The organism is Arsenophonus sp. ENCA (assembly GCF_002287155.1).
GTDB classification, from domain to species: domain Bacteria; phylum Pseudomonadota; class Gammaproteobacteria; order Enterobacterales; family Enterobacteriaceae; genus Arsenophonus; species Arsenophonus nilaparvatae.
In genome coordinates this window covers 1-7,926 of the sequence record NZ_NHNG01000813.1, presented here as the reverse complement: position 1 = coordinate 7,926, position 7,926 = coordinate 1, and the positions used below count along the sequence as shown (strand labels likewise).

General features: G+C 36.4%; 9 protein-coding genes and 1 pseudogene. 3 read left to right on the top strand and 7 right to left on the bottom strand.

All coding sequences use genetic code 11. The features are described from left to right. Positions 1 to 294: 294 nt before the first annotated feature. The 7 genes and pseudogenes from CBG25_RS21085 to CBG25_RS21055 form a co-directional block, all read right to left on the bottom strand. A pseudogene (locus CBG25_RS21085) lies at positions 295 to 1,009 on the bottom strand (LuxR C-terminal-related transcriptional regulator). A 167-nt stretch (positions 1,010 to 1,176) separates the two neighbouring features. Then, positions 1,177 to 1,371, bottom strand: coding sequence for a TraY domain-containing protein (locus tag CBG25_RS21080; protein WP_290609011.1), 195 nt, complete (start codon positions 1,369 to 1,371; stop codon positions 1,177 to 1,179). 119 nt (positions 1,372 to 1,490) lie between these two features. After that, the gene (locus CBG25_RS21075) at positions 1,491 to 1,763 is read right to left on the bottom strand and encodes a LuxR C-terminal-related transcriptional regulator (RefSeq protein ID WP_290609010.1); all 273 of its coding nucleotides are present in this window, start codon (positions 1,761 to 1,763) and stop codon (positions 1,491 to 1,493) included. A gap of 43 nt (positions 1,764 to 1,806) precedes the next feature. Further along, positions 1,807 to 2,427, bottom strand: a complete 621-nt coding sequence (locus CBG25_RS21070; protein WP_290609009.1) for a helix-turn-helix transcriptional regulator — start codon at positions 2,425 to 2,427, stop codon at positions 1,807 to 1,809. Further along, positions 2,424 to 3,182 (bottom strand): LuxR family transcriptional regulator, encoded by a 759-nt coding sequence (locus CBG25_RS21065; protein WP_290609008.1) that lies wholly within the window; start codon positions 3,180 to 3,182, stop codon positions 2,424 to 2,426. The genes CBG25_RS21070 and CBG25_RS21065 overlap by 4 nt, the downstream gene beginning before the upstream one ends. Positions 3,183 to 3,388: 206 nt before the next feature. Further along, positions 3,389 to 4,246 (bottom strand): plasmid replication initiator TrfA, encoded by an 858-nt coding sequence (gene trfA, locus CBG25_RS21060; protein WP_290609007.1) that lies wholly within the window; start codon positions 4,244 to 4,246, stop codon positions 3,389 to 3,391. A gap of 194 nt (positions 4,247 to 4,440) precedes the next feature. After that, positions 4,441 to 4,611: a recombinase family protein gene (locus CBG25_RS21055; RefSeq protein ID WP_290609006.1), complete on the bottom strand. Its 171-nt coding sequence runs from the start codon at positions 4,609 to 4,611 to the stop codon at positions 4,441 to 4,443. Positions 4,612 to 5,983: 1,372 nt separating this feature from the next. Here CBG25_RS21055 and CBG25_RS21050 point away from each other — a divergent pair. The 3 genes from CBG25_RS21050 to parM form a co-directional block, all read left to right on the top strand. Continuing rightward, a complete protein-coding gene (locus CBG25_RS21050) occupies positions 5,984 to 6,901 on the top strand; it encodes an Rpn family recombination-promoting nuclease/putative transposase (RefSeq protein WP_290609005.1) in 918 nt (305 codons plus the stop codon). Between the two features lie 89 nt (positions 6,902 to 6,990). Beyond that, positions 6,991 to 7,443 (top strand): ProQ/FINO family protein, encoded by a 453-nt coding sequence (locus tag CBG25_RS21045; protein ID WP_290609004.1) that lies wholly within the window; start codon positions 6,991 to 6,993, stop codon positions 7,441 to 7,443. A 291-nt stretch (positions 7,444 to 7,734) separates the two neighbouring features. Further along, positions 7,735 to 7,926: plasmid segregation protein ParM domain-containing protein (gene parM / locus CBG25_RS21040; protein ID WP_290609003.1), on the top strand; the 192-nt coding region annotated here is incomplete at its 3' end.

Genomic DNA, 7,926 nt, shown 5'->3' with positions numbered 1-7,926 from the left:
CTTTAGGGCGGAAACATCTACTTTTTAACCATCGGCTAACCGTGTCATGAGATAAAGGCGATGGGCTGACTTCTGATAACGCCAAACTAGAGTATCTTACACTGCTTACTTGCAAGAATATTTTATAGATATCTTTAATGCATGGATAACCGGACAAAATATGAACATCCTTATTTTTTCTTGTTTTTAAATTTATACTTCTTTTTTAGAGACTGCGAAACTCGTGTTAAATAGATTACTTATCACTTTTCGAATTCTGTTTCGTTTATTGCTCTCCTCATTTCAACTTGATGGTTACCAGAAAAAATCGACCTTTTGTCTGAGTACAGACTTAGGAACGTAACTGTTTAGCCCTGTTGATTGACAGTATTCGACTAATCCATCAAATCCGGATACGTCAATTTTGCGGTAAATATCATGTAATCGATTATCAACTGTTCGATAGGAAAGCATCAGTTTGTGAGCAATTTCTTTCGATGATAATCTTTGGAGCGCATAAAAAAATAAGCTCTAACTCTCTTTCATTAAAAGGCGATTCAGGCGGTGTTAACGTGACAACAGAAGGCTTTAAACTATTGAAAAAATCATAGACAGAAACAAAACTAAATTTCTTCGCATAAAAGGTCGTTCCTAATACCAATCCTTCACTGTTGTAAATAGGAAACTTGGCGCAATACCAGGGTTCAAGGACATCCCCTTTGCCGTAATAAGACGTTGCAATAACTTCTGCTCCGTCTTGACTCGCTTCTGCTTTCCTATCTTGAGCGCTAAATTCATCAGCCAGTTCAGACCAAGGACAAGGAAATTCCTGATCTAATCGCCCTTCAAAATCAAAACCTTTAGGGATATTCAAGAAATTTTTTGCCGTATGATTGATATAAACCATCCGCGATTCATTATCTCTAATTCCCCAAGGTATCCCTGAACGTTCCATAATCGATATCAGTGGAATTTCACTTAACGAATCTAACGTTAATAGACTTTTTCTTGTATGCTTACACTCTGTCATATGCCCCTCTTTTTACTCAGAAACCCACGTTTAAATATTAAAAGTAATCATCGCTTATCTATTTAAACCTAGTAAGCACCCTCAAAAAAAAACAGAGTGAAAATCTCACTTTTTTAAAGTTTATCGTTACACAAATGTAACTAATTATTTCAAGAATTATTTTATCATCAACTATTCTCTCGAAACCGCTGACCTTCTGTTGCAATATCCGGAAAGTTCTTTAAATGATCAAAAAGTCGAATGGTCGCCTCTTGTGTTTTGCTCCGTCTGGAACGTGCAGCTGCTTGAGATAACAACCGATTCATCTCTGGTGTTAGCTCCACTACCGTTGCTACCGATGAAAACGTTTCATCCTTCTTCATAGGGTTTTTCTATCCTTAAGATCCAATGTCGCGGTTGTTATAAGCATAGAAAAATCCAGAATTTCGAATAGCCCCATAAAATGGGGCTTGACAAACAACAAAAATTAAAATTTTTGGCATTAAATCTTTACCAACGCTCCTGGACACAATGCAAATATCAGTACTCTTCTAGCAATAACTGCCTCAAGTTCTACTTTTGAATGTACTTGCAATTTTTCCATTATATTACCTAATTGTTTTTGTACTGAGTCAGTTCTAATCCCTCTTAAAGAGGCAATATTTTTAGGTAAAAAACGCATATAAAGCCACATAGCGGTATCTATTTCTTTGTTAGATAATTCAGGAAAAGCAGGATAAAACGGTGAAAAATCCCCATTATCAGTTTTAATCATTATTAGCTCCTTAGCTATTTGGTTAATGAACAGAGCAATAAGCTCAATTAACCGCATGGGAACTAATACGTTGTCTGTCAGAAGACAGTAGTCGAGGAGGAATATAACGATTTATCCCTTTTTCTCGGCAAAAAGCCCTTAGCTGACAAGCTGAATGCACGTCGACTTTTCTGTAGATAGTATTCAAGTGCGATTCAACCGTTGATGGAAAAATATTTAACCGTCTAGCAATTTCTTTGCTGCTAAAACGGTGCATCGTGAAGAACAATACTTGCCACTCTTTATCAGTGAACAGTTTGCTTGGTTTTTCCGTAGTAACCGCATAAGGCTGTATGTTATCGACATACTCCAGCGGTGATAAAAACAGGAACTCATGAGCATAGAAGAAAGTGCCTAAGTAGCCATTTTCCTGACTCAACAATGGGATAAAATCAAATTGCCAAAGTTTCGGTGGTTTTTTGTAATCAAACGCCAAATTGCTTATGACCCAAAATGGGGATTTTTCAGTGCGGATTTTCTCTAATAAATCCTCCATATCAGGCGCATCTTTATTCAACGCCAATAATTCCGTCATGATGGCATTAGTCTGAATTTTCCCATCACTATCCGCGAAACCACAAGGAACAGCGCTACTCAAAAAGAATTTAATCATCTCGGATTTCATACCTCACCCCCAAATCGCTTGATAAGGTTAAGTTCCGCACTGATTCTTATCGCCTGTTTCGCATTATATACGCCCAGTTTTTTCACGACGTTGCTCATGTGAAATTTAACTGTGCCTATTTTGATACCTAATATCGTCGCGATTTCTGAATACGTTTTGCCCAGACTCACCCAGTAAAGAATTTCATTTTCACGCAACGTAAAGATTTCACTCCCCTTTTTATGCTGATTGCTCTCTTCTGTGTAAGCGTAAGCGTCAATCAGTTTGTTGTGCGTTACCAGCAGTAACATTTGCAGTTTTTCTTTAATTTGTCTTTCCAGTTCAGGGGAATTTTGATCATTGAAAATCACATTTAACCGTGCCAAACAGTTGTTGAGGTCGTGAAAGATAAAGGTATAACCGCGACAAGAATCACAGTGACAGTTTTTCGCTGCATTCATGATCTTTTTTAACTTCAATCTCAAATTGATGAGAATATTTTCATCCCAAAAAAACGGTAAAGTCCGGCTTAATGATTTTTTAATGAGGGGATCGACGTACTGGTAGCCTTCTGATTTGTAAATTTCAACCCATTCTTCGGGATAATTTGACAAACAAAAATAACGGTTAGGATTATTTTTATCAAAAACGGAATAGGAATATTTCAACATACCAATTTTATTAATCTCGCGCTCCAAAGACGTTTTGATAACATGATTAATATTCTTGTCATTCAAAAATACATTCGGCTGGGTGTTTGAAGTCAAATATCTCATACCACACCCCCGATACTACGAAGGTACTCACGCTGACGGGTTGTAAGGTATTTTGACGTGCGAGCAAAGCTCAAAAGCTGCTCTGTTGATATGCCGCACGCTTTCATTATGCGTGCAATATGCGTACTATTTCGCATAGCTCAACTCCTAGGTGTCTTAGGGTTTGGGTTAGCTCTATGTCAGTGCGGAAACACTGACATAGAGTGTTATTTCTTGTTTACAATTACTTTATCTTTTTCATCAATTTCACAAGACCATCCAGTAACAGAAGATAGTTCTTTAAGAGATTTTCTTATCTTAAAACGAAACATTCTTAACTCAGCTATTTCACTACCACAAAGTTTCTTCAAAGTTTCAATTTTTATAGGTAATGGTTTAACATGGCTGCTGAAAAAACTATATAGCCATTGAGTGAGGGGTTTAGTTTTAAGCTTTAATCTCAAATCTTTAGCAATTCCAGTCCAACTTGAATCCCCAAAACAAGAGATAATTTTAGGATTTAAAGATATACAATTTTTACCGGTTTCCTCCTCTCGATATATTTCATTGATTAAACTTCCAATATACGTATATTTTCCGTCAGACAAGTGAATACCACTAGATTGCATTCGATTCAAACTATCATGTAACCAGTCATACTGTGATTTCCCTGTGTTTCGCTTTATTGCCTTTAAAAATTCGTATGATGAAAATCGGACGGTATGTCCCAGCGGGGTATCTTTACAGCGACTTATACACTCAAGCCAAACATCCAAATCAGCTTGGTCTAGTTGTTCCCCTGTATATTTAACGGTATAACCATTGAATGTAGCCTTAATAGCATTTTTTTGGAACTTCCTCCCACCCTTTTCTACCACCCCAAAAAGGGCACTTCGCAAAATAACGTTGGGAATGGGGGTTTGTATTTTTTTACTAACAGGCAAATATGTATGCTCCTCTGATAAATTATCTATTGACTCACTTGTTGAAATTAACTCCTTATAATCTATTTTTTTTTCACTATGTTGTGGTGCTTTTTTATGCTTTTCAGCTAATGCATTAAATCGATCTAGTATGTTTTTCATCACAAAATCACTCCCTGTACCTGAAAAAGAAAGTGAAGAAAAATATAAAATGCATTAGCTAGCAGCATAGCGGACAAACCAAGAATGTCTTTACAAAACACGATACAAATAGCTATCATTATATATGCTGACATAAAACCCTCTGATGGTTTTTTAGCTACTAGCCCCTAGCCTTTCCCAAGTAGGGGCTAAAACTATTTGTTCTTTAATACAAACCTATTTACCGTCATCGGAGTAACGGTAATCCCTTTCTTGTTGAGCCAATCTGCTATTTGTCTGTATGAATACCCCTTTTGTCGCATCTCAAAAATATTAGATTTAAACTGTTCTAAAAGAGGTGTCTTAGCACCCATTGGCTTCTCCATCAACACTCCTCTAAAGCTTCAACAATCACATCAATTATAACATAATAAACAAATATAACAAACATAACGCAAACACGGCATAGCGGTAACGCAAACACGGCATAGCGGTAACGCAAACACGGCATAGCGGTAACGCAAACACGGCATAGCGGTAACGCAAACACAACAAATTAAGATTACAAGCATAAAACAGGGTATAACAAAAGAAAAAATGATAAATAATAATAATAAATACAATAACTTAAATTCATTATGCACAATAAAAAGTAAGAGGTAGCTCAATGCAGTAAATTTATAAGTTATTGATTTTAAATATAAAAAAACCAAGAGATGAATTTTATAACTTATTGATAAATAAAAGAAAAAATAAAAAATAAAATCACCCCAGAAGCCAGCTAATCTTTTATAATCAAAATAAATATAATCTTTTTTAATCGGCGTTACCCCTGTGGATAACTTTTCCCCCAACAAAAACTTTAAACCCAAAGATATGTTACTACTGAGTGACCGTATTTCTTTTTTGCAGTTGTGATATTCCGCTTCCTCGTCTGCTCACTCACTCCGCTCGGTCACAGACTTGCGGCGAGCGTCGGGATTTTAATGTCTAAGAATTTCAAAAATAATTTAACAAAAAATTAACATAATTAATCCAGGAATAGATTATAGAGGCTGATAGTGAATATTTCACTTGAGGTAGGCATCAGGAATCGATTTTAAGCCACCCAATATTCGCTGTACGGTGTTTTCTCGATATAGGTAACCCAAAGGGTAGCGCTTTTGGATTTAAGGCGCTTAGAATGCGATACAGTGCGTTTTTTGGATATCAGTACTTACAGGCTATCGATTTGCAGCGTAGCTGCTTCGTTCACGGTCTGGGTTGGAAATCTTTTTTCATCAGGGCATTAACTCAGTTAACGAAATCAGAAGGATGAGCCTCATTTCAAAAGTAAAACACAAAATCTTACTAGAAGCGACGCTAAGCCTCGCAAGATTTTTAGCGGTAGTTTTTCATGGGTGAAACAGAGAAAATGCCGTAGAGAGCGTTCTAGGTGGCTTAAAATAGACTTTTGAGGGCGAATTGAATATCAATATGCAATTTCAATCAAAAATTTAGCCTAAGAGACCAAAAAATAGTCAACATTGAGGTTTAATCTCCGAACTTACCGATTATCGATTTGCAGCGTAGCTGCTTCGTTCTGATTAGTCATGAAAAGATACTAATAGCAAAAAATAAACGCACCTGAGAAGATAGGGTGCGTTTTTGTATGGCTGGATTATAATGCCGGACACGTAATGAATAAATAGCGTATTTAATATAGCGGGTTAGTTTGCCATAATTCAATCTGACGCTAGCCATCATTGAAGATATCAGATGAGTAAAAAATTCACCCCAACGCCACACGACAGTGTATTCAAGCAGTTTTTAAGTGAAAAAGAAACTGCCCAAGATTTTTTTGATATATGGCTACCCGATGAGATTAAGGCATTGTGTGACTTAGATAGCCTCAAAGTGGAATCGGGCTCATTTATCGATAGTGAGATGAAGAATTACCAGAGTGATATTCTCTATTCCGTCAGCACAAAAAAAGGTAGCGGATATATTTATGTTTTGATTGAAGCGCAATCTTCACCTGATAAGCTCATTGCATGGCGGTTGATGCGCTACAGCATGGCAGCGATGCAAAAGCATTTAGACGCTGGACACAAGGAATTACCGTTGGTTTTCCCTATTCTGTTTTACTCAGGTGAACAAAGCCCTCATCCCTATAGTACGAATTGGTTTGACTGTTTTCATGACAAAAAACTAGCCGAGAGTATCTATACGCAACCGTTTAAATTGGCAGATGTTACAACATTAGAAGACGGTCAGATTATGCAACATAAGCGAATGGCTTTGTTAACTTTGATACAAAAGCACATTCGCCGACGTGATATGACAGAGCTTATGAATGAAATTGTGACGCTGTTGTCGTATAATTATTATACCGATAATCAAGTTATTACCCTGTTTAACTATCTCATTCAGGAAGGTAATGCACAAAAACCCATGGAATTTATCACCGAGATAGCCAAACAATCAGAGAAACACGAAGGAGCACTTATGACTATTGCTCAAGCATTAAGACAAGAAGGTAAAATTGAAGGAATTCAAGAAGGTATTCAAAAGGGTAAACTTGAAGCTCAACTTGAGATAGCAAAGCAAATGCTAATAACAGGTATGGACAGGCAATCTGTGATGAAATTTACGGGCTTGACTGATATTGAAATGAGCACCCTGTTTAAAGATTAAACCATGACAGAACGCCACTACAATCGCCCTAGAAAGGCTTCACAAGAAGAGTAGCCCTCAAGTACCCCAGTTTACGGTAAAAGGTTTGGGTGAATACTGCGCCCAAAAAACAGGCAAAAAAACCGAAACACAAAAAGGTAGCAAAACCTCAGCCCAAGAAGGTTGAAAAACCTAAACAGGTAGTGAAGGTTAAAATTCCAAAACCACCCATACCACCTAAAAAGCGATTGCCGTTAGAAGAAGCCATCTTACAGATAACCACTTTTTGGCCTTATCTTTTTCCTGATGGCAAGTTATGCCCAATGAAAATTGGTATACAACAAGATATGTGGCAAGAAGTGAAGGAAAAGGAGTTACAGATAGCCAGAAGGCGTTTAAGAGCCTGTTTAGGTAGTATTGGTTATCACGCTGATTATCGGGTACTTATCCAGTTAGGCGCGTTTCGTTATGACAAAGACGGTCAGATAGTAGGAAAAGTCACCCAAGCCGATGTTGACGATAATTTGCGACGTTTAGCACGACGAAACAAGAAAAAGATATAACTAAAGACAGCAAGCTCAAAGTGAGTAAGATTGTTATTATCTTAATATAACAAAATTGTATTTTTTTATTTATCAGCCTCAGTTTGAGGTTTTGTTATTTTATTTTCTCAATTTGAGTTGTTATGAGTTAAATTGGTAATTTAATGACTCAGTTTGAGATGGTTAAGTTAATATTATTGTTTATTTATGCAATATTTTATTTTAATTAATTCTCAAAATAAGATTTTATTTGAATATTAACTCATTTTGAGTTAAGTTATGTAAGGTATAATTACTTTATTGGGTTTATTTATGTTGAAAATTGCCTGTGATGATGGTTCTACTAGCGTTAAATTAGCCTGGCTAGAAAATGAAAAGATAGTGACACATATATCACCGAATAGCTTTAAAGAAGGTTGGAATACTGAGATATTGAGTAATAATCCAGTATTCAATTATTTAGTTGATGATAAAAAATATACTTTCGATATCGGGAGTAGTTCT